This is a genomic window from Streptomyces sp. GbtcB7 (assembly GCF_019091445.1).
GTDB classification, from domain to species: domain Bacteria; phylum Actinomycetota; class Actinomycetes; order Streptomycetales; family Streptomycetaceae; genus Streptomyces; species Streptomyces mirabilis.
Genome location: NZ_JAGXJM010000005.1, coordinates 190,413 through 215,158 on the forward strand (window position 1 = coordinate 190,413; position 24,746 = coordinate 215,158).

The 24,746-nt window shown below is 70.2% G+C and carries 21 protein-coding genes; 8 read left to right on the forward strand and 13 right to left on the reverse strand.

Annotation, left to right across the window (positions count from 1 at the left end; translation table 11 throughout):
* Positions 1–7: 7 nt before the first annotated feature.
* Complete coding sequence (locus KVT44_RS11125; protein WP_217566901.1) at positions 8–1,207, reverse strand: MFS transporter; 1,200 nt, start codon at positions 1,205–1,207, stop codon at positions 8–10.
* Between the two features lie 74 nt (positions 1,208–1,281).
* Between KVT44_RS11125 and KVT44_RS11130 the strand changes: the two genes are divergently transcribed.
* On the forward strand, positions 1,282–1,659 hold the full coding sequence (locus tag KVT44_RS11130) for a MerR family transcriptional regulator (RefSeq protein WP_099924500.1): 378 nt from the start codon (positions 1,282–1,284) through the stop codon (positions 1,657–1,659).
* A gap of 22 nt (positions 1,660–1,681) precedes the next feature.
* Here the strand turns inward: KVT44_RS11130 and KVT44_RS11135 are convergent, their stop codons facing one another.
* Positions 1,682–2,431, reverse strand: coding sequence for an MBL fold metallo-hydrolase (locus KVT44_RS11135; protein WP_217566902.1), 750 nt, complete (start codon positions 2,429–2,431; stop codon positions 1,682–1,684).
* 246 nt (positions 2,432–2,677) lie between these two features.
* Between KVT44_RS11135 and KVT44_RS11140 the strand changes: the two genes are divergently transcribed.
* On the forward strand, positions 2,678–4,684 hold the full coding sequence (locus KVT44_RS11140) for a ricin-type beta-trefoil lectin domain protein (protein WP_217566903.1): 2,007 nt from the start codon (positions 2,678–2,680) through the stop codon (positions 4,682–4,684).
* Positions 4,685–4,788: 104 nt separating this feature from the next.
* A complete protein-coding gene (locus KVT44_RS11145) occupies positions 4,789–5,562 on the forward strand; it encodes a GNAT family N-acetyltransferase (RefSeq protein WP_217566904.1) in 774 nt (257 codons plus the stop codon).
* 54 nt (positions 5,563–5,616) lie between these two features.
* Here the strand turns inward: KVT44_RS11145 and KVT44_RS11150 are convergent, their stop codons facing one another.
* Positions 5,617–5,880 carry a GlsB/YeaQ/YmgE family stress response membrane protein gene (locus KVT44_RS11150; protein ID WP_075025850.1) on the reverse strand — a complete coding sequence of 88 codons (264 nt, stop codon included), beginning with the start codon at positions 5,878–5,880 and terminating at the stop codon, positions 5,617–5,619.
* 233 nt (positions 5,881–6,113) lie between these two features.
* On the opposite strand from KVT44_RS11150, the gene KVT44_RS11155 reads away from it, so the two are divergent.
* Entirely contained in the window at positions 6,114–7,562 is a 1,449-nt protein-coding gene (locus tag KVT44_RS11155; protein WP_217566905.1) for an immune inhibitor A, read from the forward strand.
* Positions 7,563–7,653: 91 nt separating this feature from the next.
* Here KVT44_RS11155 and KVT44_RS11160 read toward each other — a convergent pair whose 3' ends face one another.
* Together KVT44_RS11160 and KVT44_RS11165 are read right to left on the reverse strand one after the other, a co-directional pair.
* On the reverse strand, positions 7,654–10,392 hold the full coding sequence (locus tag KVT44_RS11160) for an exo-beta-D-glucosaminidase (protein WP_217566906.1): 2,739 nt from the start codon (positions 10,390–10,392) through the stop codon (positions 7,654–7,656).
* Between the two features lie 193 nt (positions 10,393–10,585).
* Complete coding sequence (locus tag KVT44_RS11165; RefSeq protein WP_217567018.1) at positions 10,586–11,767, reverse strand: ROK family transcriptional regulator; 1,182 nt, start codon at positions 11,765–11,767, stop codon at positions 10,586–10,588.
* 134 nt (positions 11,768–11,901) lie between these two features.
* Here KVT44_RS11165 and KVT44_RS11170 point away from each other — a divergent pair, with 134 nt between their 5' ends.
* A complete protein-coding gene (locus KVT44_RS11170) occupies positions 11,902–13,356 on the forward strand; it encodes an APC family permease (RefSeq protein WP_217566907.1) in 1,455 nt (484 codons plus the stop codon).
* A 171-nt stretch (positions 13,357–13,527) separates the two neighbouring features.
* Here the strand turns inward: KVT44_RS11170 and KVT44_RS11175 are convergent, their stop codons facing one another.
* The 3 genes from KVT44_RS11175 to KVT44_RS11185 form a co-directional block, all read right to left on the reverse strand.
* Complete coding sequence (locus KVT44_RS11175) at positions 13,528–14,739, reverse strand: aminoglycoside phosphotransferase family protein (RefSeq protein WP_308313956.1); 1,212 nt, start codon at positions 14,737–14,739, stop codon at positions 13,528–13,530.
* Between the two features lie 293 nt (positions 14,740–15,032).
* A complete protein-coding gene (locus KVT44_RS11180; protein ID WP_217566909.1) occupies positions 15,033–15,839 on the reverse strand; it encodes a hypothetical protein in 807 nt (268 codons plus the stop codon).
* A 29-nt stretch (positions 15,840–15,868) separates the two neighbouring features.
* Positions 15,869–17,662 (reverse strand): Hsp70 family protein, encoded by a 1,794-nt coding sequence (locus tag KVT44_RS11185; RefSeq protein WP_217566910.1) that lies wholly within the window; start codon positions 17,660–17,662, stop codon positions 15,869–15,871.
* 149 nt (positions 17,663–17,811) lie between these two features.
* Between KVT44_RS11185 and KVT44_RS57965 the strand changes: the two genes are divergently transcribed.
* Complete coding sequence (locus KVT44_RS57965; RefSeq protein WP_254649230.1) at positions 17,812–19,596, forward strand: helix-turn-helix transcriptional regulator; 1,785 nt, start codon at positions 17,812–17,814, stop codon at positions 19,594–19,596.
* Positions 19,597–19,807: 211 nt separating this feature from the next.
* On the opposite strand, the gene KVT44_RS11195 is transcribed toward KVT44_RS57965, so the two are convergent.
* From KVT44_RS11195 to KVT44_RS11205, 3 genes are all read right to left on the reverse strand, one after another.
* A complete protein-coding gene (locus KVT44_RS11195) occupies positions 19,808–20,620 on the reverse strand; it encodes an SAM-dependent methyltransferase (protein ID WP_099924509.1) in 813 nt (270 codons plus the stop codon).
* Between the two features lie 118 nt (positions 20,621–20,738).
* Positions 20,739–20,951: a DUF397 domain-containing protein gene (locus KVT44_RS11200; protein ID WP_054233852.1), complete on the reverse strand. Its 213-nt coding sequence runs from the start codon at positions 20,949–20,951 to the stop codon at positions 20,739–20,741.
* A gap of 24 nt (positions 20,952–20,975) precedes the next feature.
* The gene (locus KVT44_RS11205; RefSeq protein ID WP_217566911.1) at positions 20,976–21,851 is read right to left on the reverse strand and encodes a helix-turn-helix transcriptional regulator; all 876 of its coding nucleotides are present in this window, start codon (positions 21,849–21,851) and stop codon (positions 20,976–20,978) included.
* Between the two features lie 376 nt (positions 21,852–22,227).
* On the opposite strand from KVT44_RS11205, the gene KVT44_RS11210 reads away from it, so the two are divergent.
* Positions 22,228–22,710 (forward strand): ATP-binding protein, encoded by a 483-nt coding sequence (locus KVT44_RS11210; protein ID WP_308313970.1) that lies wholly within the window; start codon positions 22,228–22,230, stop codon positions 22,708–22,710.
* Positions 22,688–23,269: a hypothetical protein gene (locus tag KVT44_RS11215; RefSeq protein WP_308313957.1), complete on the forward strand. Its 582-nt coding sequence runs from the start codon at positions 22,688–22,690 to the stop codon at positions 23,267–23,269. The genes KVT44_RS11210 and KVT44_RS11215 overlap by 23 nt, the downstream gene beginning before the upstream one ends.
* A gap of 284 nt (positions 23,270–23,553) precedes the next feature.
* Here KVT44_RS11215 and KVT44_RS11220 read toward each other — a convergent pair whose 3' ends face one another.
* The gene (locus KVT44_RS11220) at positions 23,554–23,994 is read right to left on the reverse strand and encodes an SPW repeat protein (protein WP_099924511.1); all 441 of its coding nucleotides are present in this window, start codon (positions 23,992–23,994) and stop codon (positions 23,554–23,556) included.
* A 138-nt stretch (positions 23,995–24,132) separates the two neighbouring features.
* Complete coding sequence (locus KVT44_RS11225) at positions 24,133–24,735, reverse strand: TetR/AcrR family transcriptional regulator (RefSeq protein ID WP_190172098.1); 603 nt, start codon at positions 24,733–24,735, stop codon at positions 24,133–24,135.
* Between the last annotated feature and the right edge of the window lie 11 nt (positions 24,736–24,746).

Here is a 24,746-nt window from a genome sequence, read left to right on the forward strand (position 1 = left end):
CGGGGTGTCAGACGGGGCGCCGCGCGGGAAACGCCCGCCGCCGACCCACCGCCACCACACCGACCGCGGCGGCGATCGGGGGGAGTGACGTCCAGGGAAGAGCCGTGGCTCCCGCGCTCTCCAGGACAAGTCCTCCGGTGAGGGAACCGGCCGCGATACCCGCGTTGTAGACGGTGCTCTGCAGGGAGGTGGCCACGTCGGCGTGGGCGGGGCCGGAGGCGTCGACCAGCGCGGTCTGGATCAGCGTCGGCGCCCCGCCGAACGCGGCGCCCCACAGGGCGACCGAGACGAGGAGCGCGAGGGGGTCGCCCGCGGACACGGCCAGCGCCGCCATCGCGCAGGCGATCAGGGCGAGGGCCGTCAGCAGCGTACGGCGCAGGTGCGCGTCCACCAGGGCGCCGACGATCCAGATCCCCACCACCGTGGCCACCCCGAACACCAGCAGGACGAGACCGGTATGGCCGAAACCGGTGTGCGCGGCGAAGGGGGCGACGTACGTGTACATCACCTGGTGCCCCAGAAGCAGGAGCAGGGTCACGGAAAGGACGGTCACGATGCCGGGCAGCGCGGCCACCCGGCGCAGGGGTATCCGCCCGTCCGCCGGTTCGCCGGGCAGGCCCGGAACTCGCCACCGCACCCAGAGCACGAGCAGCGCGGCGAGTACGGACAGCACACCGAAGGCCGCGCGCCAGCCGACGGCGTCCGCCAGCGCGGTGCCCGCGGGCACGCCCAGCGACAGGGCGAGGGTGATGCCCCCGAGGACGATCGCGATGGCACGGCCGCGCCGCTCGGCGGGCACCATCCGGGCCGCGTAGCCGACGAGCATCGCCCACAGCGTGCCACCCATGACCCCGGCCCCGAGCCGGGCCGCGAACGTGAGCGCGTACCAGGACGACAGCGCGGTGACGGCGTTGCAGAAGGCGAAACCCAGGAGGGTGCCGGTCAGTACCCGGCGGCGCGGCAGCCCGCGCAGCGCGGCCGTGAGGGGCACCGCGGCGAGGAAGGAGGCGAGTGCGTATCCGGTCACCAGGAAACCGACACGCCCCTCGGACACCCCCAGGGCCGGAGCCATCCGCGGCAGCAGACCGGCGGGCAGCAGTTCGGTCAGTACGGCGGTGAAGGCGGCCGTGGACAGAGCGAGCAGCCCCGAGAGCGGCAGCCCGGAGGCGGGCGGAGCGGTGCCCTTGGCGGGCGGTGCGAGCGACATGCGACCATGCTGAAACCCTCACATCAGTGTGAAGGCAAGCGCGTCTGCCCCGGAGAGCGGAGTCATGCCGAGTCATGAGGATCGGTGAGCTGTCGCGCCGCACCGGCGTCCCCACCCGGATGCTGCGCTACTACGAGGAACAGGGCCTGCTGCGCCCCGAGCGGGCCGCCAACGGCTATCGCGCGTACGGCGACGGGGCCGTCCCGTGCGTACGGCAGATCCGCGGGCTGCTCGACTCCGGGCTCACCACCGAGATCATCCGTGTCATCCTGCCGTTCCTGTCCGACCCCGGCGAGATCCATCTCCACCCCGAGTGCCTGACCCAGGAGACCGCCGCACTCCTGCGGGGCGAGATCGACCGCATCCAGAGCCGCATCGACTGCCTGGCCCGCAACCGGGACGCGCTGCGGGCCTACCTCGACACCGTCCAGCCGGGAACCCCGCGGCCTTGAGCCGGCCGGCTCAAGGCGGCCGTCAGTTGGCGAGCGCCTGGGCGCGCTGGGCCGCCTCGCTCACGGATCCGCGGTGCACCGGGCCGTGCCCGGGCAGCAGGACGTCCGCCGAGAGTGCCTCGATGAGTTTCAGCGAGGCGAGGGCGTTCGCGCGCTCGGCGTGGAACATGTCGGGCAGCAGCTGCGGGCCCTGTATCCGCGAGGTGGGGTGACCGCTGACCAGGGCGTCGCCGGAGATCACGATGCCGGCGTCCGGCAGGTGGTAGACGCAGTGTCCGGCGGTGTGCCCGGGTGTGTGCACCGGCACCGGACCGCCGGGAAGATCGAGCGCTCCCTTGGCGGGGAACGGCTCGGGCCGGGTCATCCGGACGTCCGCCTTGCCGCCGGAACGGATCGCGTGCACCGCCCAGGGCAGGACGCCGGGACGCCACGCCTGACGCATCACCTCGCCCACGCTCACCTGCTGGAGGAACTCGCGGCGCGCGTGCGCCACCTCCTCCTCGTGCAGATGGACCGGGACACCGTAGGTGCTGCTCAGGTACTCGGCCGACCCGAGATGGTCGTTGTGCGCGTGGGTGATGAGTACGGCGCTGATGGCCTCGGGGGAGTGGCCGAGCGCGTCGAGGGAGGCGAGGACGTCCGGGCGGTCGCCCGGATATCCGGTGTCGATCAGGGTGACGGCGTCCCCCTCGCTCAGGATCACCCAGTTGGTGTTGCTGCCGTGAACCAGATGGATTCCGGCCGCCACCTCGACGATCGCGTCCTCGCGCATGACCATCCCGATGCTTGAGATCTTTGCCGGCCGGGTCGGGCCGGGTCGAACCGAAAGGTACCGCGTGCGGGTGGCAACGCGACGGGCGGCCTCCGGAGCACGGACGCGTTCACCGACGGCGTGGCCGAACGTGAACGGGCTCTGCCGGCAAGGGACTTGACGCGCCCGCGGAATGGCGGCTCCCATATGGCGAGTCTCGTTGACTTTTGTTCGAGTCTGCGAACAAACCGCTCAAGGGAGAGCCGTATGTCCCCCCATTCGCACACCGCGCGCCTCAGAGGCCTCCTGAAGCGCGCAGCCGTTCATGGCGCCGTCCTGGGCCTGGCCGTCGCCGGACTGGCCGGAGTCGGACGCTCCGCCACTCCGCTCACCGCCGAGCCGACCGCCGTCAGCACCAACCAGATCGGGGTGGCCCCGGCCCCGATGGGCTGGGCGTCCTGGAACACCTTCGCCAGCGTCATCGACTACGACACCATCAAGGCCCAGGCCGACGCCCTCGTGTCGTCGGGCATGGCCGCCGCGGGCTACAAGTACGTCAACATCGACGAGGGCTGGTGGCTGGGCACCCGCGACAGCAACGGCAACATCACCGTCGACACCGCCAAGTGGCCGGGCGGGATGAAGGCCATCGTCGACTACATCCACAGCAAGGGCCTCAAGGCCGGGATCTACACCGACGCGGGCAAGAACGGCTGTGGCTACTACTACCCGACCCCCTCGGGCACACCCGCCGCACCCAACACCGGTATGGAGGGCCACAACCAGCAGGACCTGGAGACCTTCCAGAACTGGGGCTTCGACTTCCTGAAGATCGACTGGTGCGGCGGTGACGCCGAGGGCCTCGACCAGGAGACGACGTACAAGGCGATCCGCGACGCCAACACCGCCGCGACCGCCGTCACCGGCCGGCCGCTCGTCCTGTCGCTGTGCGAGTGGGGCACGGGCAACCCCTGGAACTGGGCCGCCGGCACGGGCGCGATGTGGCGCACCAGCACCGACATCGTCTACTACCCCGACAACCCGACGATGACCAACATCCTGGCCAACTTCGACAAGTCGCTGCACCCCGCCGCCCAGCACACCGGCTACTACAACGACCCGGACATGATGACGGTCGGCATGAACGGCCTGAGCGCCGCCCAGAACCGCACCCACATGGGCCTGTGGGCGATCTCGGGCGCCCCTCTGCTCGCGGGCAACAACCTGGCCACCATGAGCTCGACGACCGCCTCGATCCTCACCAACTCCGAGGTCGTCGCGATCGACCAGGACGCGCGCGGCCTCCAGGGCGTCAAGGTCGCCGAGGACAGCACCGGCCTGCAGGTCTACAGCAAGATCCTCTCCGGTACCGGGAAGCGCGCGGTCCTGCTGCTGAACCGTACGTCCGCCGCGGCGAACATCACCGCCCGCTGGCAGGACATGGGTCTGACCACCGCCTCCGCCGCCGTACGCAACGTCTGGTCGGCGTCCAACGCCGGTTCGTTCGCGACGAGTTACACCACCAGCGTCCCCGCGGGCGAGGGAGTGCTGCTCACCGTCTCCGGCACCGAGGCGTCCGGGACGACGTACGAGGACACCACGTCCGCGACGACCCCGGCCTTCACCGGAGTCACGGCGTCCGCCGCGGGCACCAAGCTGATCGACATCACCTACGCCAACGGCGGTACCGCGGACCGCAAGGCGACGCTTCAGGTGGGTGGCCAGTACGCGCAGACCCTGGCCTTCCCGCCCACCGGGTCGGCGACCACCTACCGGACGGTCTCCGTCCTCGCGTCCCTGGCGAAGGGCTCCAACACGCTGACCTTCGGGGCCTCGGGCACCGCGCCCGACATCGACGCCGTGGCCGTGCGCGCCGTCCCGGGCACCAATGGAACCGCGGTCGTCGGCACCGGATCCGGACGCTGCCTGGACTTCTTCAAGAGCACGATCACCAACAACAGCCAGGCCGAACTGTGGGACTGCGGCGGTGGCCAGAACCAGACGTTCACCTACACCTCGCGCGGTGAACTGGTGGTCTACGGCAACAAGTGCCTCGACGCCTACAACAACGGTACCGCCAACGGCACCAAGGTCGTCCTGTGGGACTGCAACGGCGGCACCAACCAGAAGTGGACCTTCAACTCCAACGGAACCGTCACCAACAACGTCTCGGGCCTGTGCCTGGACGCGCTGGGCGCCGCGACGGCCAACGGAACCCTGATCGACCTCTGGTCGTGCAACGGCGGATCCAACCAGCAGTGGACCCGCAACTGAACCGCACCTGACCTGGGACGACGCACCGGGGCGGGGCAGCCTGACCGACTCTGCCCCGGTGCAATGCCGTTGCCCTATGCGCGTCGGGGTGCTGGAGTGACCCCATGGATCACGTTGCGGTACTGGCCCTGTTCGACCGGGACATGCGGGAGGACGCGCGCCCCGACAGCCCAGGAGCCCGGGTCGAACGCGTCGGCAAGGTGGTACGCCAGGTCGGCACCGAGCACGGCTGGAACGGGGTGATCTGGTCGGACCTGGATGAATCGACAGCCGATGCCGCGATCGCCGAGCAGATGCGCTACTTCGGCGAACTCGGCCGCGAGTTCGAGTGGAAGCTGTACGGGCACGACAAGCCCGAGGGCCTGGGCAAGCGGCTGCGCGCCGCCGGGTTCGTCGCCCAGCCCGAGGAGACCCTGATGATCGCCGAGTTGGGCGACCTCGCGCTCGACGCCCAGCCGCCCGAGGGCGTACGGCTGCTGCCCGTCACCGACCGCGCGGGCGTCGACCTCGTCGCGGACGTCCACGAACAGGCCTTCGGTACGGACAGCACCCGGATGCGCCACCAACTCCTCGCCCAGCTCACCGGCGACGAGGACAACGTCGTCGCGGTGGTGGCCCTCGCCGGTGACGTCCCGGTCAGCGCCGCCCGCATGGAGATGGTCCCCGGCACCCGCTTCGCCGGCCTCTGGGGCGGCGGCACCATCGACTCCTGGCGCCGCCGCGGCATCTACCGCGCGCTCGTCGCCCACCGCGCCCGCGTCGCCGCCGAGCGCGGCTACCGCTACGTCCAGGTCGACGCCACCAGCCAGAGCCGCCCGGTCCTCGCCCGCCTGGGCTTCGAACCCCTGACCACGACAACGCCGTACGTGTACGGGTGACACCGGACGCCGTCCGGGGACAGGGACGGCGTCACCGACCGCCGGTCGGCCCCGTCAGCGGCGCACCTTCACCCGGTCGAGCGCCGCGACGCCCACCGCCGCGAGTCCGATCTGAATGACCCACTCGATCCAGTCGACGCCCTTCGTGTTCGCCACGCCGAACGCGGCGGCGATCCCCGAGCCGATGAACGCGGCCACGATGCCGACGAGGATCGTCCACAGGATGCCGATGCGCTGGCGTCCCGGGACCACGAGCCGGCCCAGTACGCCGATGATGATGCCGATGAGAATGGCACTGATGATGCCTGAGATCTCCATGTCCGCCCCTTTTTGTCAGGACCCCCGCAGTTAGGTGTGTTCCCCCTGCGGGCGAAGACAGTCCGTTCCGCTTTCCGGCCGTCCCGTGTCCGCTCCGGCGGGCTCCTGTTCAGTCGCGTTCCTGCCATGTACCGTTCAAGAATCTGTCGCGTGGCAGACGGCCAACCACCGTTCTACGCGCGCAGACTTGGCGCCCGCACCGCCTCTCCCCACCCCTCATGGAGGTTTGCAGGATGCTCGGATTCAGAAGATCCCGCCACAGACTCACCACGGCCGCGGCCGTGTTCGGACTGCTCGTCGCGGGTGCGGCCGTCCAGGCGTCCGCGGCCGCTCCGGCCGCCGCCGCGACCCCGCACCGCATCCTGTTCGACAACGCCCACGCGGAGACGGCCGGCAACGCCGACTGGATCATCTCCACCAGTCAGCCCGACCCGCTGGGCCAGGACTCCTCGCCGTCGGCGGAGACCGACTGGACCGGAGCCCTCTCCTCCTGGGGTGTGGCCCTGCAGAAGACCGGCGACTACAGCCTGAAGACGCTGCCTTCGGGCTCCAGCCTGGCCTACGGCGGCTCGACGGCCACCGACCTGTCGAACTTCGACACGCTGGTGCTGCCCGAGCCCAACACGCTCTTCACGACCGCGGAGAAGACCGCGATCATGACGTTCGTGAAGAACGGCGGCGGTCTGTTCATGATCTCCGACCACACCGGCGCCGACCGCAACAACGACGGCTACGACGCGGTCGAGATCCTCAACGACCTGATGACCAACAACAGCGTCGACTCCACCGACCCGTTCGGCTTCTCCATCGACTCGCTGAGCATCAGCTCCGACTACCCGAGCGCCATCAGCGACAGCAGCAACGCGGTCCTGCACGGCTCGTTCGGTACGGTCACCAAGAGCCTGATCGCCAGTGGTACGACGGCCACGCTCAAGCCCGCCGACAACTCGGCCGTGAAGGGCCTGCTCTACCGCACCGGATACTCCGGCAACACGGGAGCGTTCTTCGCCACCAGCACCTTCGGCAGCGGCCGCGTGGCGTTCTGGGGCGACAGCTCACCGATCGACGACGGCACCGGCCAGTCCGGCAACACCCTCTACGACGGCTGGAACGACACCGGCGCCACCAACGCCGCCCTCGCCCTGAACGCCACCGAGTGGCTCGCGGGCGGCAGCAGCAGCGGCGGCGGCGGTGGAGGGGGCGGCGGTACCTGCACGGCCGCCCAGCTGCTCGCCAACCCCGGCTTCGAGTCCGGCAACACGTCCTGGACCGCGACCAGCGGTGTCATCACCAACAGCTCCAGCGAGGCCGCCCGTACGGGCTCCTACAAGGCCTGGCTGAACGGCTACGGCTCGGCCAACACGGACACGCTCTCCCAGTCGGTCACCATCCCGTCCGGCTGCGCGGCCACCCTGAACTTCTATCTCCACGTGGACACGGCCGAGACGACCACCAGCACGGCCTACGACACCCTCAAGGCCCAGGTGGTCAACAGCAGCGGCACGGTCCTGTCGACGCTCGCCACGTACTCGAACCTGAACGCCGCGTCGGGCTACACGCTGCGCAGTTTCGACCTGTCCAGCTATGCCGGGCAGACGGTCACCGTCAAGTTCACCGGCACCGAAGGCTCCACCCTGCAGACGTCGTTCGTCCTCGACGACACGGCGCTCAACGTGAGCTGAGCACGAACGCGCGAGAGGGCGGGCCCGGAAACGGGCCCGCCCTCTCGCGCACCGGAGTTCGGGGCGCCCGCCGAGTCAGGTAGTTGCCGAGTCAGGTAGTGCCGGCCGCCGGGACGGTCGTCTCCGGTGTGTTCCATCCCGAGACGCGAACCCGGGGGGCCGAACCGTGCAGGTCGGCCGTCCGGTAGGTGGCGGTGAGCGTCGTGGACTCTCCGGGCCACAGGCTGACCTGGTTGTCGGACCACTGAACGGGCAGGACGGGCTTGCCGGCCGAGTCCACGAGGTGCACGTCGGTCAGCAGTGACGGAGTCTTCCCGGTCCCGGTGTTCCGTACCGTGACCGTCGTCGTGGACGCGCCGTCCACGCCGGCCGAGGTCGAAGCCGTCGCCGAAACCGGCACCTGTGCCATGGAGTTGAGCCCCTTGAGGTTCGCGTAGCTCGTCGTCGGCGTGTAGTACCAGTCGGTCTTGGCCCAGTCGAGGGTGTCGGACTTGGTGGACAGCCAGTAGACGTTGCGGCTGACCTCCTTGCCCTCGGCGTCGGTGAGGACGAGGCGTGCCAGGTAGGTCGTCGAAAGGCCGCTCACGGAGGACGGCACGGTGAGGGGGGTGCTGTGGGCGCCGTCCCCGTCCACGTCCACCCCGGTCGCCGTCCTGTCGTACTTCTGCGTGCCGTCGGTGTTGAAGAGCGTGACCCGGGCCGTGAGTCCGGACGCGGAGGTGTGCCGGTTGTTCACGACGACGATCGAACGGGTGTCGTAGGAGTACTGGATGTGCAGTGGCTCGTTCGCCTTCCTGGCCCCGAAGTAGGCACCGCCCTGGTCGAGGTAACGGTCCATCAACTGCCAGTGCAGCGACGTCCATCCGCTGTTGAACATCCAGTAGACGACCCCGGTCGCGGGCTTGGCGGAATCGGTGGCGTTGCGCCCGTACGCCTCGTACTGCGCGCGTACGTTCTCGTACTGGGCGAGCTGTGCCTTGCGTACGTAGTCGGTCAGGCCGCTCGGTGCTCCGTACCGTCCCGCGAGCGCGTCGTCGTACAGCTTGAGCGTGCCGAAGGTCGACGACGGTGAGCGGTGGTACTGCTTGGTGGTCGGGCTCTTCCACAGGGTGTCCAGCTCGGCGGGGGACATCATGCGGCGCAGGGTGTCGAGGGTGGGGATGTCGGGGCCCGCGCTGGTCTCGGAGTTGAAGCCGGTGGCGCCGCCCTCGCGCTTGGCGTACCAGTAGTTCGGCGGGATCCAGTCGTAGGGGCCGGTCATCTTCATGCCCGAACTGCCGCTGATCGGCGAGGACTTGTCGGAGGCGGCGGCGACCACGGGGTTCGGCCAGTCGGCGGCGGCCAACGCGTCGAGGTAGTTCTTCTCGATCGTCGCGTCCGGCGCGAAATCGCTGCCGATGAGGAAGGAGATGACGCTCGGGTGGTCGCGCAGCCGGGCGGCCTCGGCGGCCATCGACGCCTTGGCGACGGGGTAGTCGGCCGCGGTCCACTTGTCCCCGGCCTCGCTGCCGTTGACGTTCCCCTCCCACTTGTCGCAGCATTCCCAGCCGGGCAGCGTGAGGATGCCGTACCGGTCGGCGAGGTCGAAGAACTCGTCCGGCTCGATGTGGCCCTCGAGGCGGATGGTGTTGAGGCCGAGGTCGAGCGCGTACTTCAGCCGGTCCTCGACATACCTCCGGTCCCAGCGCAGGAACTCGTCCGGGGACCAGCCGCCGCCCTTGATGAGCAGCCTGCGGCCGTTGACGCTGTACTGCCGGGCACCGTCGGAGTTGAGGGGCGCCTTCACCTCACGGATGCCGAAGTCCTCGTGCGCGGTGTCCGAGGCGGTGCCGCCGACGGAGGCCGTCAGGTCGAGGCCGTACAGCGGCTGTCCGCCCATACCCGCGGGCCACCACACCTTCGGCGCGCTCAGCCGCAGGCCGGGGGTGTCAGTGGGGGAGAAGGTGACGGTCTTCGTCTCGTGCGCGGCGAGGGAGACGGTTTTGCTGAAGGAGGCGTCCGAGCCGATGCTGCCGGACACCGTCGCCGTGACCGGAGCGCTCGTCTCGTTGCGGGCCTGTGCCTTGACCGTCAGGTCCGCGGAGGCGAGCGAGGGGACGGCGAGCTCGGTGACGACGTGCGCGTCGCGCAGCGCGACCTGACCGCCCCGGCGGACGAGAACGTCACGCACGATGCCCATGTTCTGGTCGGGCGGGGGCTGGAGCCAGTCCAACCAGCCCATGGTCAGGTTCTTGTTGGGCGTGTTGGGCCGGATGCGGAAGGCCACCGTGTTCGTGCCCGACCGCACCAGCGAGGTGATGTCGAGTTCGTGCCGTGTGTAGGCGCCCACGACATCGGCGGCGGTGGCGACCTGCTCGCCGTTGACGTAGACGTCGGCCGCCGAGATCACCCCGCTGAAGTCCAGGTAACTGCGCTCGGTGGTGTCGGCGACCGTGAAGTCCGAGCGGTACCACCAGGGGACCTGGAAGTCGGCCTTGGGGATCTTCTTCTGGTTGGTCGAGAAGAACGGGTCGGCGTACTTCCCGTCCGCGAGCAGCGCCGCGAGGACGGTGGAGCGGGAACCCGCGGGGTACCAGCCGCTCGCCGGATAGCCCGGGCTCGAGACGTCGGAGGCCGCGTCCGTGACCTCGGCCGTCGACTGGATCGCGTACCCGGACAGCGCGGTGGTGCTGCCCGCGGTGGCGGGCACCGGGGTGACCGGCACGCGTGCGGCCGCGTCGGGTCCGGCGCTCCGGGACCCGGCCCAGGCGCTGGTCGAGAGGGTGCACAGGAGGCACAGGGCGACGGCGGCCGTGGCGGAACGCCGTCTTGGGGCAGGGCGATGGAACACGGTGGTCTCCTTGGGGGTGGGGAGCATCCGCGCTACGAGACTGCATGTCGGCACTGCGAGGCAGGAGTACGGGAAGAGAGAGGCAGGAGCAAGGAGGCGCAAGCCGGGCCTGCAAGTTAGGAAACTTTACTAACTGGCGCACAAGCTAGGCGGCCGAGCAATCCGTGTCAATCACCGAAGGCGAGTGCCCCGCTCAGGACGCCGAGCGTCGCTCGAACACCACGTCCCGCGCGGTCCCGAGGGCCGTCGCCACCGCGCCCAGCAGAACCGCGTCCTCGCCCAGCCGACTCGGCACGATCTTCGGACGCAGGGGCGTGAGCGTACGCAGGGTCTCGCGCACGGGCCGCAGCAGCAGGTCGATGCTGTGGCCCACGCCGCCGCCGAGCACCACCAGATCGGGATCGAGCACCGCGGCGGCCGCGGCCACCGTGTAGGCGATCCGCTCACCCTCCAGCCGTACCGCCCGCACCGCGGCGGAGTCCCCCGCGCGCGCCGCGTCGAACACGGTCTTGGCCGTGAGCTGGCCGGTCATGCCGAACTGCCGCGCGGCCTCGACGACGGCCTCCCCCGACACCGCGTCCTCCAGCGTCTCCGGCTTCTGCAGCCCCGGCCACGGCAGGAACCCGATCTCCCCGGCCCCGCCGCGCGCCCCCGTGAACAGCCGCCCCTCGCTCACCACGCCCATGCCGAGACCGGTACCGATCAGGATGTACGTGAACAGCCGGCTGCCCGCGCCGACGCCGTACGTGTACTCGCCGAGTGCCGCGAGGTTCGCGTCGTTGTGCACCTCCAGCGGGATGCCCAGCTCCTCGCGCATCCGGTCGAACAGACCCGCGCGGCCCCACCCGGGCAGATGCATCGCGTACCGCACCCGGCGCCGTTCCTCGTCGTACACGCCCGGCGTGCCCACCACCGCGTGCGCCACCTCGTGTGCTCCCCGGCCGGAGTTGGCGACGACCTGACGGGCGGTGGAGACGACGAGGTCGGCCATGGCGCCCGAACTGCGCGCCCGATTGCGCACATCGGCACGTGCGACCACGCCGCCGTCCAGATCGGCGACCGCCACCCGCAGCCAGCTGCGCCCGATGTCGATGCCGAGCGCGTACCCGGCCGCGGGATCCGGGGCGTAGAGCACCGCCACCCGGCCGCGCTCGGGCGCGTGCGTGCCCGCCTCACGCACCAGCCCCGCCTCCTCCAGTGCCGCGAGCGCGCTGGAGACCGTCGGCTTGGACAGTCCCGTCTCCCGTGCGAGCTGAGCCCGCGAGGCGGCGCCGCCCGTACGCAGCCGGTCGAGCAGCAGCCGCTCGTTGGTGCTGCGCAGCCGCTGCCGGTTCCAGGGCTGTTCGGGCTGCGCTATGGCGTCGCTGGCGGGCATCGCACCATTCTCACGCATGCCTGACACCCTCTTGACGCGTCTAGTAAGCCTCCTTAACTTTATCGCCCAGTCAGCCTCGCCGGGCCGGCCGAAGGGGAGCCCGCCTCCCCGCGTCCCGATATCAGGAGACCCCTATGTCCGGTAGCCCGCCACCCACCGGCGGTTTCGTCCGCCGCGTCGGCCTGTTCCAGGCCACCGCCATCAACATGAGCCAGATGTGCGGCATCGGCCCGTTCGTGACGATCCCGCTGATGGTCGCCGCGTTCGGCGGCCCGCAGGCGATCATCGGCTTCGTCGCGGGCGCGCTGCTGGCCCTCGTGGACGGGCTGATCTGGGCCGAACTGGGCGCGTCCATGCCTGGCTCCGGCGGCAGTTACGTGTATCTCCGTCAGGCCTTCCAGTACCGCACCGGACGCCTCATGCCGTTCCTGTTCGTCTGGACGGCCATGCTCTTCATCCCCCTGATCATGTCCACCGGCGTGGTCGGCTTCGTCCAGTACCTCGGCTACCTGGCCCCCGACATGGGCAAGACGACGGGCGACCTCATCGGCCTGGCCGTCGTCGCCCTGGTGGTGCTGCTCCTGTGGCGCGGAATCGAACACATCGCCCGCATCACGGCGGTCATGTGGGCGGTCATGATCACCTCGGTCCTCCTGGTGATCATCGCCGCGGCCACCGACTTCAGCGCCCATCTGGCCTTCACCTACCCGGCGCACGCCTTCGAACTGACCAGCAGCCACTTCTGGATCGGCTTCGCCGCGGGCCTGACCATCGGCATCTACGACTACCTGGGCTACAACACCACCGCGTACATGGGCGCCGAGATCAAGGATCCGGGCCGCACCCTGCCCCGCTCCATCGTCTTCTCCATCCTCGGCATCATGGCGATCTACCTCCTCCTCCAGATCGGCACGCTCGGTGTCATCGACTGGCACCGCATGACCGATCCGACGGACATCGCCTCCACCTCCGTCGCCTCGGCCGTCCTCGAAAAGACCTGGGGCAAGGGAGCCGCCGACACGGTCACGGTCCTCATCCTCATCACCGCGTTCGCCTCGGTCTTCACCGGACTCCTCGGCGGCTCGCGCGTTCCCTACGACGCCGCCCGCGACCGCGTCTTCTTCCGCCCGTACGCCAAGCTGCACCCCAAACACCGCTTCCCGATGCTGGGCCTGGCGACCATGGGCGTCATCACGGCGATCGGCTTCCTCATCGGCCGCCACACCGACCTGGCCACCCTGATCCAACTCCTCACCACCGTCATGGTGATCGTCCAGGCCCTGGCCCAGATCGTCGCCCTCTCCGTCCTGCGCAAGCGCCAGCCCACCCTCCACCGCCCCTACAAGATGTGGCTCTACCCGATCCCCAGTCTCCTCGCCCTCGTCGGCTGGCTCACGATCTACGGATACGCCGACAAGAACTCCCCGGGCCGCCACCCCATCGAATGGTCCCTGGCCTGGGTGGCCCTGGGCTGCGTCGCCTTCGTCGTCTGGGCGAACCTGGAAAAGGTGTGGCCCTTCGGCCCGAAGGAGATCAAGGAGGAGTACCTGACCACCTCGACCCCGGACCCGGAGCCCGCCGGAGCCTGAACAGCCCACTGCCCGCACCCGACGACGCACGGAAGGGGCCGTGGCGTCGCAAGCCCGTCGCTTACGTTCGGATCTGGAAACGGCTCCCTAGAGGGCAACGCCTGATCCGGCGGCGACGGGCTCGACGTACCGCCACGGCCCCGACCCACGCACCCACGGCCGGCGCAGGGATCACCCGAGCGACGCGCAACGCAACGCCGCCCGCACCTCGTCCGCCGGATCCCCCCGGTGGTAGGGCCGCTCCGAGGGTTCGATGCCGTCCAGGAACTCCTGATACCGGACGGCGTACGTGAGATGGGCCAGCGGCTCGGCGAGATCGAGCGCCCGAGCCGGGTCACTGCCGGGCACCCGCGATTTCCAGGCGGCCACCCAGTCCCGGGCGGCCGCCGCACGACCCGACTCGGGAAGGAAGCCCTGGACGCGCAGACCGTCGAGCACCGGATTGCCCCAATAGGCGTCGGCGAAGTCCATCACGACAGGCGCTCCACCGTCGCTGCGCCAGTTCCCGGGGTGGAAGTCACCGTGCACCAGCGTGTCGGGCAGCCCGCACTCCGACAGAAGTTCCCACCGCCCGGCCAACTCCCGAGCTCCCCGCACCTCCCGCTCGGTCAACTCCTCGGCGAGGGGCCCGTCAAGCAGATCACGAACCGCCACCTCGAGAACCGACGCACGCCAATCCCGCACCCCCGCCACCACGCCGCACCCACCCGAACCCCCGGAGGCGACCGCGGCCTGCGCGCCGACGAACCGCTCCATCGCCGCACCGACCGTCTCCGGCGAGGCCCCCCAGCAGTCCTCACCGGGAATGTGCTCCATCAGGACGCGCCGCTCACCCACGCCGAGGAGCGGAGGGACGAGCCCCGGGTCGACCTCCGCGTACGCGGCGATGACGGCGGCCTCGTCCGCCGCGAAGCGCGGTGTCGCCTTGAGCCACACCGGACCGCGCGCGGTGGGCAGACGAAAGAGCCCGGCCAGATTCCAGGTACGCCGCTGCACGACCGGACCGCTCACCGGCCGTCCCGCCGAAGCCAGCTCCCCGGCCGCCCAGTCGAGCAGCTCGCGCAGCCCTTCCGCCCGGGCCCACGGCGACCTGAGCGTCTGAAGGTCGTCCAACACCCCCGGTTCGACGGGACGTTGATCCAGCAGCCCGCTCACCGGACGCTCCAACGCCTCGACGTGGTACGTCACATGGCCGTCCCGCCCGCGCGCACCCCCCTCCACGTCCAGCAGACGCAGTACCAGCACGGGCACCCCGAGCAGTCCCTCCAACCACCCGACGACCGGCCCCACTTCGGACCACCAGGGAACGTCCACGGCGAACGGCCCTGCGCTCCCGAGGAACTCGTCACCCGAAGTCACCCACGCACTCACAGTTCTTGTCACCGCGCGAGTGTGAACGACCGGATGCGCTCCCGGCCAGCGATTATCGGCGGCCGGGACGCGCGCATCGGAAGGCACGGGCATCGAAAGGCACAGGTATCGGACGACGCACGCATCGGAAGGGGAGCGGAGCCGATGCGGCGACTCCGCTCCCCTTCCCCCGAGTCCCCCAACCCGGTCCCCCCGCGGGCCCAGTGGCGTTCCGGGCCGGAGCGCCCCCCGCGCGCCCCGGACCGAAATCCTTCTGTCCGACCCGGACCCGAGGGCCGGACAGCACATCGAACGAGACCCCGGCGTCAGCCCTCGGCCTCGGTGTAGACGAAGGTCTCCAGCAGCCGGCGGTCCGCCGCCCGGTATCCCGGACACACCACGAAGGCGACGGGTCGCCCGGCCCCGCACGAGGGCCAGAGGGCGTGTTCCTCCGGATCCGCCGGCGCGCCGGGCTCCACCGCGAAGTCGAAGTGGCTGGCATGGCCACTGCCGATCATGGCCCGGAACAGATGGGCGGCCTCCGTGCCGACCCGCTCCAACAGCCGCTGGTGGCGCGCGTCGAGCCCCACCACCCCGGCGTCGGTGGCGATGCGGGCCAGTTCGGCGAGGTCGGGCTCGCCGAGCCCACCCTGCTCGTCGGGGCCGAACAGCGCCACACACAGCCGGCTGATCAACTGCGCCTGGCGCCGCACGACATCACGGGGCCGCTCCGCCGTCAGCCGCGGCTGGATCAGGTCGGGCATCCGCTGGGTGTACAACGCCCGCAACCGCTGGGCGAGTTCGTAGTGGACGAGAAAGTCCTCACGGGTGAGATCGGCCCGTTCCGCCACCTGGGTGACCCGCACCAGGTCCAGTACCTCGCTCTGCTCGCCGAGCACGCGGCGGGTGTCCGCGACGGCCGTCTCCAGCGTCCGGGCCCGTTCCTCCGCGCGTTCTTGGCGCGTCCTCAACTCGATCAGCCGGTCACCCAGCGGGTCGAGCGCGGCGAGCGCGGCCCGCTGGTCGTCCGCGGCGGCCTCCAGCTTCCGGATCCGCGACTCCAGGGTGTCCAAGCCGTCCAGCCTGATGCTCACTTCCTGCGGCCGCTTGCCCTTGTCGCGGTTGAACAACACGTCTCCTCCTTCGGGGCGGTAGGCCATGGCTATACGCGGTCGAAGTCGACGGAGACCCGGCTGGTCTCTCCGGTGGCGGGGTCGAACACCTCGACCCGGAGTTCGGCGGCGCCGAAGTAGAACAGCAGCATGATCGGACGCTCCCGCAGCGGTCTGCCGACGGTGCCGGACAGGTCGACGGTCAGTCGGCCGATCTCCTCGGACCCGTCCTCGTCGACGTACCGGGGATCGGCCTTCGCGGAGCGGTACAGGCGTACGTCGAGCTCGTCCTGGTCCTCGCGGACCGGCACGATCCGGAAGGGGTGGGCGTCGTTCACCCGCACGCTGTCCATGCGCCGGACCGCGACACCGAAGCGGCCGACGCACAGGAGGTCGCCCTCGTCGTCGCGGTACATGCGCATCGTGGAGTCGACCCCCTCCTCGAAAGGCTTGGCCGTCTCGAAGCCGTAGGTGTACTTGGCCTGTCGGGAGACGAACACGTCCGGCCGGTAGGCGAAGTGGACGGCGCCCTCCAGGACCGCGAGGGCCGGGTCCGGCGGGACGAGGATGCGGTGCCGCTCGCCGAAGCGGGCCCGCATCCGCTCGCGCAGCCACGGGGAGCGGGCGAATCCGCCGACCAGGACCAGGGTCTCCGGCTCCGCGCCCGCGCCGCTGGTCCGGCCGACGGTCGCGAGCTGCTCCGCGACCTTGTCCAGGATGCCGTCCACCCTCTCGTCGAGCAGCCCCTCCACCTCCTCGGGAGGCAGGACGATCTGCCGCGGCAGGCCGGCGGCGTCGTGTGTCAGCCGCGCCCGCACCTGCTCGTCCAGGAGGTCCCAGACGGTGACCGGAACCTCGATCCGCACCGGGTCCAGCACATGGGCGACCGCATCCGCCTCCCGGTCCAGCTCCACCGTCGCCTTGGCCCGCTCCCACTGCCCGGACAGCTCGAGCAGCTCGCCGGGGTGATCCCGTTCGATCCGCTTCAAGGCCGCCGGACCGAAGCGGTCGCCGAGCGTCTTGTCGAGGAAGGCCTGGTTGACGTATTCCGAACCCAGCCACCCACCGGTGGCGAGGCCGATCTCGCGCAGCGCGATGGACGGACCGGCGTCGCCGTGCGACTCGTACGCCGTGATGTCGACCGTGCCGCCGCCGCAGTCGACCACCACGGACCGGAAGCCGTCGAGGTGCAGGGGCAGCCGGGCCCGCCGGTGCGGACCCGAGGCGGCGTCGGGCATCCGCAGATGGCAGTACAGGGCCGCCGCCTCCGGCTCGATGGCCAGCAGCAGCCGCTCCGGATCACCGGGGAACCCCGCGTCCACGGCCAGTCGCCGCAGCACCGCCTTGTCCTCGTCGTCCCAGATCGCGGGGACGGTGATGCACCAGCGGACCTCTCGTTCCGTGTACGTCATCCTCTTGATCTCCGCGGTCGCCAGTTCGCGGATCTCCTTGAGGTAGGCGGTCACCAGTTCCCGTATCAGACCGCGGTCGGAGCGGTCGACGAAGCCGCCCGTGATCGGCAGGTCCGCCAGCGAACCGCCGCTCTTCAGCGCCGTCTTGAAGGCGTAGGCGTAGCCGAGCCCTTCGGTCTCCCCCTGCGCCAGGGCCTCGACCCACCGAGCGCGCGCCTCGTGGCCCCAGGCGACCGTGTCCCCGTCGTCCGTCACCAGGATCGCGGTCAGGTTCTTCGGACTGTCCAGCTGCCGGCCGGGGAACCGGGTGAAGAACTGGACCCGCCTGGTCAGCGGATCGTCGTTGAGCGGCGTTCGCACCGTCCAGGCGAAGCCGGTGCCGTGGGTGCCGAAGTCGACGGCCGCCACCACCTTGGCTTCGTCCGATCCCATGACCAGTGCTCCTGTCCGCCGGTGCTCGCACCCTTGCTCGCTGTAAGCTCGCTCACAGACAGAGTGGTGGGTTTCCGCGGCAACGTGGAGCGGTCGGCTGTTGCCAACGCTTTCTGGCAACACAGGGCGGGGAGCGGGCCGTTGGGAGGATGGCGATCGAAGAGAACGCGTTCGGCGCAGAGTTGCGCCGACGTCGGACGGCGGCCGGCAAGTCACTGAGCGAGCTGGCCGAAGAGGTGCACTGCAGCCGCAGCTTTCTGAGCAGGATCGAGACGGGCCAGCGACGTGTCACGCACGAGCTAGCGCAGCTGTGCGACGAACGGCTGGAGGCGAAGGGCGCGCTGCTCGCCCTGGTTCCCGATCCGTCCACCGAGCGGATCTCGAAGACGATCGGCCCGGGCCCGGGGGAGCGGGCGGCCAAGCTGGTCAAGTCCGGGGCGGGCAGGGGAGGATCGGCCACCGCCCGGCAACGGGACGAGTTCGACCGGCTGCTGCGGCGCGGCGACCTCAGCCACACCGCCGGGGACATGCGCGAGGCGGACCGGCTCTACCGGGCGGCGTACGCGAGCGCCGAGGGGGATCCCACGGCCCGGGCGGAGGCCGTCATCAGGATGGCCCGCCGCTGGTCGGACCCCGGGCAGGTCGACCACGAACTGCTCCAGCTGATCAGGGAGAGCCTGGCCGCGCTGGGCGACGACGGGAGCGTCGAGGCCGCCGGACTGCGCCTCAGGCTCAACGCGCACCTGGCGAAGAAGCTGTCCATGGCGGTCAGCCAGGACACCGCCGTCGGCCAGGCGGGCCCGGAGCAGGGCGCACGACTGGCGCGCAGCACGCTGCGCAGGCTGTCCGTGGACGGCAAGGACGACGAGGTGGCCTGCGAGGTGCTCACCGAATGCCGGTGGGGACTGTACGACTTCATGTCCACCGCGGAGTCCCTGACGCTCTCCGAACGCCTGCGGGACGCCGCGGCCCGGCACGGCTCGGCCTACTTCCGCGGCGAGGCGCTCATGGCTGTCGCCCTCGACCAGCTGCGGGCCGGCAAGGTGTACAGCGCGCTGGCCACGGCGAACCAGTACCGCAAGCACGCCGCGGACACCCGCGGCGTGCTGACCACCTGGCAGCAGCACACCCTGGACGCCCTGCTCGACCTGTGGCACGGCCGGTTCGACAAGGCCGCGGGCTGGATCTTCGGGGACGCGCTGACGTTCGTCGAGCGATTACCCGCCGATCTGGCCGTCCCCGCCGACAACCTGCACCAGACCCGCCTCGGCCAGGCCTACTGGCTGTTGCGCGAACAGGGGCGGATGGCGGACCTGTTCGCCTCCGGTCTGGCCGACACCGTCGAACGGCACGGCTACTTCCCCGTCTGGCGGGCCGGGCTCGCCCTCGCGCTGTGCGAGACGGGTCAGTACGCCGAAGGGGCGGACCGGCTCGTGGGATTCGCCCACGACACCGCCGACTTCAGCCGGTTCCCGCCCTCCGGATGGGCGGTGCCCACGCTGGTGCTGCTCGCCGAGGTGAGCGCCGCGCTCGACGCCCGGGGCGGATTCGAGGCCGAGCTGCGCCAGGTCCTGCCGGTACTGCGGGAGCGGCTCGCCGCCCACGACGGCGAGCAGATCGCCCTCGCGGGCTGGCCCACCGTGCTGATCGGGCCGACCGCCCGGGCCCGCGGACTGCTGGCCCTGGCCGCCGGAGAGCCGGACACCGCCCTCTCCCACTTCCGCACCGCGACCGAACCGGTCCGCTCCTCCCAACCCCAGCTGGCCCGCCTCCGGCTGGCCCAGGCCCGCGCGCTGCGCAGGTCCGACCGCCCCGGCGCCGTCGCCCACGCCTCCGGACTGCTGCGGGAGGCGCTGCGCGTGGCCCGGACGTACGGCATGGCGGCCCTCGCGGCCGAGTGCGCGGCCCTGCTGGACTCCACGGCGGACGCCTAGCCTGTCCGGCGGATCAGGCCGGAGGGAAGCGACGGTGCCTCATCAGCACAGGGGGCGGGGCCGAGCCCCGCGTCTCCGGCCTGATCCGCCGGACAGGCCCTGGCGCTCGGCCGACGAGAACGTCCGTGCCGCCTGGCACCCGCAGGGACACCCGTGCCGCCGGGCCCCCTTCGTGTGGGGCCGGCGGCACGGGTGGTGGGGAGCGGACGGGCTACGGCTTGCGGGCCACCACCCCGTACATCGCGATGTCCTCGTCGCGGATGCCCGTCTCCGTGCCGTCCGGGTGCCACTTGTGGACCTGGACGACGCCGGGCTCGACGAGTTCGAGGCCCTCGAAGAACTCCTCGGCCTCCGCGTGGGTGCGCAGCCGCATGGGCATGTTGCGGGCCGCGTACTCACGGGCGACGCGGGCCACCTCGTCGGGTGCGAACTCGGCGGTGCCGATGGACATCGCCAGGTAGCTGCCCGAGGGAAGGGGCTCCAGGAGGCGCCGGACGATGCCGACCGCGTCGTCCTCGTCCAGGACGAAGTGGACGATCGCGATCACCGTGAGGGCGACCGGCCGGGTGAGGTCGAGGGTGTCGCGCAGTTCCGCGGCGCCCAGGATCGTCGCCGGGTCGAGCATGTCCGCCTCGACATACGCGGTCCTGCCCTCGGGGGTGCTCGACAGTAAACCCTGCGACAGGGTGAGGACGATGGGGTCGTTGTCCACGTAGACGACCCGGGAGTCGGGGGCCACCGACTGGGCGATCTCGTGGAGGTTGGGGGAGGTGGGGATGCCGGTGCCGATGTCGAGGAACTGGCGTATCCCCGCCTCCTTGGCCAGATAGGCCACAGCGCGGTTCATCCAGTCGCGGTTGGCCTTCATGTGGATCGGCAGGGCGGGCCACTCCCGCGCCATCGCGTCGCCCGCCTCCTTGTCGGCGGGGTAGTAGTCCTTACCGCCCAGGATGTAGTCGTAGATGCGCGCGGAGTGTGCGCTCTCGGTGTCGATACGGTCGGCAGGCCATCCGTTGTCGGGCAACGCCGCCCCTCCCATCAAGTCGTCGGTACACAGCTGGTGTTCGTGGGGGAAAGAGAATTTCGTAGCGAACGAGAACTTCGTGGGGGAAAGAACAGGGCATAGGAATCAGACAAGGTTGTCAGAGGAGGAAGTCGGCCTCCCCCGCCTTGACGCCCGCAAGAAAGCTCGTCATTTCACGGGGCGTGAAAACCAGGGCGGGCCCTTCGGGATCGGTGGACTGACGCAGCGCGATCCGGCCGTCGCCCAGTTTCTTCGCCTCGACGCAGGCACCGCCCGCGTCGTCGCTCCACGGCTTGGACCAGCCCTGCGTGCCCAGTTCCCGGGACGGCATACCGTTGCGTATGTGGTGGTGCACTCATAGCTCCTTGCGAATCGCACCGAGAAGTTCCTCGGTCTTCCTGGCGGGCGCCGACTGTGCGCCCAGCCGGTCCAGGGCCTCGCGATACACCACGACGTCGTCGTCCTTGTCGAGGTAGACGGCGCCCACCAGACCGCTCAGATAGACGATGTCCGGCAACTCGGGTGCCCTGAACCGGAAGAGATGGAACGCGCCGGCCCGCATGGCCGGATGCGGGCCGTTTCTGAACGGCATGATCTGCAGGGTCACATGGGGGAGCGTGTTGACCGCGATCAGATGGTCGATCTGCGCGCGCATCACCTCGGGCCCGCCGACCGGCCACCTCAGCACGGTCTCGTCCATCACCACCCAGACGCGCGGCGGAGCGGGCCGGGACAGCAGCTCCTGACGGCGCATGCGCAGCGCGACCCGGCGCTCGGTCGCCTCGGCCGAGGCGTGCGGATTGCCCGCGCCGAGCAGGGCGCGGGCGTACGCCTCCGTCTGCAGCAGCCCGTGCACGAACTCCGCCTCGTACGCGCGGATCTGGAGGGCCGCCTGCTCCAGGCTCAGATACGCCGCGAACCAGTCTGGCAGGACATCGCGGTACGTGTGCCACCAGCCGCGCTTGTTGGCCTCGCGGACCGACTTCAGGAAGGTGTCGATCTCCTGCTGGTCCGTCACGCCGTACGTCTGGAGGAGCTTCTCGGCGTCGGTGAGCCGGAGCCGGGCCACCTTGGCGGCTTCCATCCGGCGGATGGTGGAGTGGCTGACGCCGATCGCCTCGCCCGCCTGCTCGTATGTCAGCCCGGCCTGGGTGCGCAGCTCCTCGAGCTGCTTGCCGAGAATCATGCGCAGGACGGAGGGGGCGCCGCCCCAGTCGGTCTCCGTGGACACGCCTTACCCCCCTCACAGCGGGCTTCGAGGTCGCAGTCTGTCACGATCATCCGTCAACGGGGGAAGCATGCACCGGGCACATTGCAATTTTCAACTTGTCGGTTGCGAGGTGTTGTTGGCAGCTGCCACAGTGGTCCTATCGTCCCTGGCCCGGTGAAGGGAGTGGCTGTGCGGCCCAGTTGGGGGAGACGGGGCCGCAACGTGACGTCTTGCGCGGCGAGTTGTGTGCATCTCGCGGCGGCGCGAGGCCACGGGGGACGGCATTGGCACCGCTTGTGGTGCGAAGGCAGACGAAAGGCGAACGGCGATGACCACGCCCTCCCTCCCCCAGCCTTTGGGCCTACCACCAGGGGACGAACATCCCCCTCGGGCAGGTGTGTTCGCCCTGCCCGCGGCCCCCGCCTCGGTGGGTATGGCCCGAAGAGACGTCCGTGAGTGGCTCACCGAGTGGGGCATCGACCCCGAGACCCGTGACAACGCGATCCTGGTGACCTCCGAGCTCGTCACCAACGCGCTGACGCACACGGCGAGCGAGTGGATCGTGTGCAGAGTCCACGTCGCCGAGGAGCGGCTCCACATCGAGGTCGAGGACCAGCACCGCGGCTGGAGCCTTCCGGCCCAGCGCCGGCCGGGGCCCGACGACCAGGGTGGACGAGGGCTCCTGCTGGTCGGCGCCCTGAGCAGCGACTGGGGCGTCACAGACACCGCCGACGGCTCCGGACGCATCGTCTGGGCCGTACTGCCGTCGAAGGGAGGAGACACCGTGTCGACCGGCTCGCCGGCGACCGTGACCATGGCCCGGCCCATCCCCCACTCGGCCGAAGGATCTTTATCTGATGGAACGACAGCACATTCCTGACCTGCGCGTTCACCAGCCCGCCGGACACCCGAGCGACCACCTTTCCGCCCTCGACGGCCGAGACCGTCTCCCGGCCCCCGACGGCCGCGATCACACCGCCGCGGTTGAACCGCGCCCTCATCCCGCCGTCCTTGGCCTGCGCATGTACCTCCCCACCGCGCCGCCGCACGAGTCCCCGGCACGACTGGTGATACCCGCCGAGTTGTCCGCCGGTCTGGGATACGACGCCGTGGGCACCTCCCCGCAACACGGGGAACGGATCATGGACTGTCTGCCCCGTGTCGGTTGTGTCTTCGCCGACGACGAGCGGTGGTGGTGGATCGTCCCCTCCGGCTCCCACATAGGCGTCACCTGGCCGTCCTCCACCAGCTACGCGGTGGGCGCCCGGCTGGCCGACCCGTCCTGGACACGGGCCCTGCTGCGCTCACGGTCCGCGCGCCCCCGTCTGATCCACCGGCCCGAGGGCGATTCGCCGTACACGCCGCCGATTCCGCTGTACTTCCTCACCTGCCGCCTCGCGGGCAGCACCCCGAGCTGGTCGCTCGGCGCGGGTATCTAGAGACGCGGGTATTCAGAGACCTGCGGCTCTTCGGTCCGCCACCACGCAAGCAATCGCCTGCGCAACTGTCCGTGGCTGGGCGACTGCCTCGATCGGGATGTGCGAGGGGCGGGCGTGAAGGAGGCCGGTCCGTGTGGACGGGCCGGCCTGTGGGGTTGTTCGTTTCCTTTCGTGGGCCTGGGCTCAGCTCGGGCATCGACTGGCGGGGCTGAGCCCGGGTACGGGCCTTCGGCGCTGGTCCCGGGAGTGTCCGCCGGGACCGCTCCGAAGGGTGTCTGTCGGGCCTACGCCCGAGGAGTGTTCCTCGTCGTCGTGACCGCGCACAGCGCCCCGAGCACCACGGCCAACGCGCCGATGATGATGCTGTTGACCACGACGCCGGTGTCCGGGCTGGTTCCGACCACCCACGGTGAGATGATCAACCATGCGCCCATCGCGCAGATGGCCCAGCTCAGGCCGTACATCCGTTCGGGGGCCCTGGTGAATCCGAGGGCCAGCAGGCCTATGGCGATGCCCATGATGAGGTTGTGTGTCGCCAGGGCGGGCTGGCTCGTCGTGTAGTGGAGTATCCACGGGGATGCGGCGCAGTACAGACCGAGCAGGAACACCGGTCCGTCGACGAGCGCCACATCGCGGCCACCGAGCATGCGGTCATACCGCTCCCGCATTTCGGATGCATCGGGGTGGGTCGTGATGTCACTTCTGGGGTGCGAGACGTTGGCCATGAGTCGTCTCCTTCGTTCTCTGCAGGCCTGACCGCTTCTGGTTGCGGTATGCGGTTGGCGCCGCTTGTTTTCATTGTGCTCTTATTTCTTCTTTATGTGTAGAGGTGGCTTTTCGCTCCGCCGGGGCGGGATCCATCCTCAGGGAGCGATGAGCAGGCGGGCGACGGCGCGGCGGGCCCGCGTGGGTGCCTGTGGGTCGCGATGGAGCTGGATGGACTGATTGGCCGCCAGGGCCACGCCGTTGAGCTCGAAGGCGAGCTGTTCCACATCGGTGCGCGGCGGCAGTTCGCGGGCCTCGACCGCCGTGTCCAACTCCGCCGCGACATACGCCGACCACGAGGCGAGCGCGTCGAGCACCGCGTCGCGGACCGGACCGGGGCGGCCGTCGAACTCGCTCGCCACCGAGGTGAGGAAGCAGCCGCCGTGCCCCTCGCCCTCCGTCATGTAGTCGATCCACTCGTCGAAGGCGCGCGTCAGTCGCTCGGTGCCGGGTCTGGCGCCGACGGCCCGGGCCGGCACGCGTAGCCGGAACCTCTCGACGGCCGCGGCCAGAACGGCGAGTTGGAGCGCTTCCTTGCTGCCGAAGTGGCCGATCACTCCGGCCTTGCTCATCTCCAGATCGGTCGCCAGGCGGCCGATGGTGAGGCCTTCGAGGCCGTCCGTGGAGGCCAGCGTGAGGGCGCTGTCGATGATCCGGCTCCGCGTGGCGGCGGTTTCGGCAACGGACTTGCGGGGGCTCATGCGGTCACCTT

Excerpts from the sequence above, each read along its gene's own strand:
- KVT44_RS11165 (WP_217567018.1), bottom strand. The coding sequence starts at position 11,767 with ATGCCCGCCAGCGACGCCATAGCGCAGCCCGAACAGCCCTGGAACCGG.
- KVT44_RS11150 (WP_075025850.1), bottom strand. The coding sequence starts at position 5,880 with ATGGAGATCTCAGGCATCATCAGTGCCATTCTCATCGGCATCATCATC.
- KVT44_RS11135 (WP_217566902.1), bottom strand. The coding sequence starts at position 2,431 with ATGCGCGAGGACGCGATCGTCGAGGTGGCGGCCGGAATCCATCTGGTT.
- KVT44_RS11215 (WP_308313957.1), top strand. The coding sequence starts at position 22,688 with ATGGAACGACAGCACATTCCTGACCTGCGCGTTCACCAGCCCGCCGGA.
- KVT44_RS11185 (WP_217566910.1), bottom strand. The coding sequence starts at position 17,662 with ATGGGATCGGACGAAGCCAAGGTGGTGGCGGCCGTCGACTTCGGCACC.
- KVT44_RS11170 (WP_217566907.1), top strand. The coding sequence starts at position 11,902 with ATGTCCGGTAGCCCGCCACCCACCGGCGGTTTCGTCCGCCGCGTCGGC.
- KVT44_RS11140 (WP_217566903.1), top strand. The coding sequence starts at position 2,678 with ATGTCCCCCCATTCGCACACCGCGCGCCTCAGAGGCCTCCTGAAGCGC.
- KVT44_RS11220 (WP_099924511.1), bottom strand. The coding sequence starts at position 23,994 with ATGGCCAACGTCTCGCACCCCAGAAGTGACATCACGACCCACCCCGAT.
- KVT44_RS11155 (WP_217566905.1), top strand. The coding sequence starts at position 6,114 with ATGCTCGGATTCAGAAGATCCCGCCACAGACTCACCACGGCCGCGGCC.
- KVT44_RS11225 (WP_190172098.1), bottom strand. The coding sequence starts at position 24,735 with ATGAGCCCCCGCAAGTCCGTTGCCGAAACCGCCGCCACGCGGAGCCGG.
- KVT44_RS11125 (WP_217566901.1), bottom strand. The coding sequence starts at position 1,207 with ATGTCGCTCGCACCGCCCGCCAAGGGCACCGCTCCGCCCGCCTCCGGG.
- KVT44_RS57965 (WP_254649230.1), top strand. The coding sequence starts at position 17,812 with ATGGCGATCGAAGAGAACGCGTTCGGCGCAGAGTTGCGCCGACGTCGG.
- KVT44_RS11145 (WP_217566904.1), top strand. The coding sequence starts at position 4,789 with ATGGATCACGTTGCGGTACTGGCCCTGTTCGACCGGGACATGCGGGAG.
- KVT44_RS11130 (WP_099924500.1), top strand. The coding sequence starts at position 1,282 with ATGAGGATCGGTGAGCTGTCGCGCCGCACCGGCGTCCCCACCCGGATG.
- KVT44_RS11200 (WP_054233852.1), bottom strand. The coding sequence starts at position 20,951 with ATGCCGTCCCGGGAACTGGGCACGCAGGGCTGGTCCAAGCCGTGGAGC.